The sequence below is a fragment of the Nostoc sp. 2RC genome, assembly GCF_014222165.1.
GTDB classification, from domain to species: domain Bacteria; phylum Cyanobacteriota; class Cyanobacteriia; order Cyanobacteriales; family Nostocaceae; genus Nostoc; species Nostoc linckia.
Map to the genome: position 1 here is coordinate 1 of NZ_JACKZU010000626.1, position 2,451 is coordinate 2,451.

Sequence of the window (2,451 nt, forward strand, 5' to 3'; positions counted from 1 at the left end):
CTCCCACCCCTCCCACACCTCCTGCTTGCCCAATGCCCAATGCCCAATGCTCAATGCCGTATACGAAAGTCTTGACAACCTAAAATTTTGTTTAAAACCGCTAAAGCCCGATTGGGGAATAGGGGTTTTGTGTCATGATGACAAAGTAGAACACGTATATTTCTCTAGCTACAGGGAATCTCACATGGCTCTCCACTTAGGTGATACAGTACCCAACTTTAAACAAGCCTCAACACACGGCGATATCGATTTTTACGAATGGGCAGGTGACAGCTGGGTTGTGCTGTTCTCTCACCCTGCTGATTTTACACCTGTTTGTACAACGGAACTGGGCACAGTTGCTAAGCTCAAACCAGAATTTGACAAGCGCAATGTGAAAGCGATCGCACTTAGTGTTGATAATGTTGAATCACATAACGGCTGGATAGGAGATATCGAAGAAACTCAAAGCACGACTCTTAACTACCCAATTTTGGCAGATGCCGATCGCCAGGTTTCTGACCTTTATGATATGATCCACCCCAATGCCAATGCAGCTGTAACGGTGCGATCGGTTTTTGTAATTGACCCCAACAAAAAACTCCGTCTGAGTTTCACATATCCCCCCAGCACGGGACGCAACTTTGATGAACTTTTGCGGGTTATCGATTCTCTACAATTGACTGACAAGTACAGTGTGGCGACCCCAGCTGACTGGAAAGATGGAGAGGATGTCGTAATTGTCCCCTCACTCAAAGATCCAGAAGTCCTCAAAGAGAAATTCCCCAAAGGCTATCAGGAAGTTAAACCTTATCTGCGCTTAACTCCTCAGCCTAATAAGTAAATCTGAAAATGATTTCCTGCATTAGACGCAAAGCCGCCAAGCTACATCTTGGCGACAGGCAGTCCGCTAAAGTCGGAAAACCGGCCTATGCGGCTGCCTTTATCTTTGCAACGGACAGTTTGCAAGGGCGGGGGGAACCCCAGCACGCAACTGTCCTTGTTTTTGGGTGAAAATAAAGTCAGTGGGCTAGGCATCGTAACCTGGAGGAAATTCTCATGTTTTCATCCCCTTTGGTTTTGCAAATTCCGCCATCAATGCAAATGACAGACGAACAATTTTTTGAGTTCTGTCAAGTAAATCGCGATTTACGCATTGAGCGCAATAAGTTTGGAGAATTGGTAATTATGCCTCCTACTGGTTCAGAGACAGGAAATAGAGAAGGTAACATTTTTGGGCAGCTATGGGTATGGTCAGAGCAGGATGGCACAGGTATAACTTTTAGCTCTAGTACTGGATTTAAGCTCTCAACAGGTGCAGAACGCTCTCCAGATGCTTCCTGGATTAAACTAGAACGATGGAATTCTCTGTCTCCAGAACAACAGCAAAAATTTGCCCCCATTTGTCCAGATTTTGTAGTTGAACTCAAATCTCCCAGCGACAACCTCCAAACTTTGAAGGAAAAAATGGAGGAATACATGAATGAGCCGGGAATACAGTTAGGCTGGTTGATTGACCGTAAGCAACGGAAGGTTTATATTTATCGCCCTGGATTATCAGAGGAATGTTTGAATAATCCTGCTAGTGTTAGTGGCGACCCAATACTGCCTGGTTTTATCTTAAATATGAGTAAAGTTTGGTAATATCCCCGATTCCCCACTTCCTCTAAATATACCTACTGATAACAAAATTTTTTCGTCAAAAATATTTATTTAGTAATATGATATTTGTTATATAAAATGTAGTAAATTTACATAATAAATTTAAAATTTTTAATATCCGTGGAAGATCTTCTGCAAACTGTAGAAAGAATTCTGCAAGACAAGCCCCTTGCTTCGATTCAATCGTATGTGCTGTATCAATCTTGGTTGGGCAAAACTTACGATGAAATGTCAAAGACATCAGGCTACGCCAACCACTACATTAAGGAAATTGGCTCTCAGTTGTGGCAAGACCTTTCTCTAGCCCTTAGGAAGAGAGTAACAAAAAAAAATCTGCATATAGTCTTAAGGAAACATCTACAAGAGAGTTCCTCGTGGGAAAAACTCACAACCAACAATCAACAAAGTTTCCTTTCCCATTCCCAACTCCCCACTAACATTTGTTGGAAGTCGGGGAACTCTTCAAGTCAAAAAACCAGCCAACAGCATTGTTTCCCCAACGTAGAAATTCCTCCTAGCTTTTTTTCGCTAGGTCAGACTAATCAAGAAAATCAAATTCAACAAAATTTCAAAAGACAATATAGCTTAGAAATGGTTTTTTCAGACGTGTTCTCAGCTAGCGAGATAGATTATCCTAGCGGCCCTGTGCCACTAGATTCTCCTTTATACATTAACCGTCCGGCATTAGAAGAACTAATTTGTAAAGAGATATTACATCCTGGTTGCTTAATCAGAATTAAAGCACCCAAAAAAATGGGCAAAAGTTCCTTGCTCAACCGAATGATTGCTTATGCTAAAGAGCAAAATTAT

General features: G+C 41.9%; 3 protein-coding genes. All 3 read left to right on the top strand.

The features are described from left to right. The first annotated feature begins 184 nt into the window (after positions 1–184). Positions 185–823, top strand: coding sequence for a peroxiredoxin (locus GNE10_RS33880; RefSeq protein ID WP_185570415.1), 639 nt, complete (start codon positions 185–187; stop codon positions 821–823). Positions 824–1,038: 215 nt separating this feature from the next. Continuing rightward, a complete protein-coding gene (locus GNE10_RS33885; protein ID WP_185570416.1) occupies positions 1,039–1,623 on the top strand; it encodes a Uma2 family endonuclease in 585 nt (194 codons plus the stop codon). A 138-nt stretch (positions 1,624–1,761) separates the two neighbouring features. Next, a partial coding sequence (locus tag GNE10_RS36305; protein ID WP_311774912.1) for an AAA-like domain-containing protein occupies positions 1,762–2,451 on the top strand: 690 nt, incomplete at its 3' end.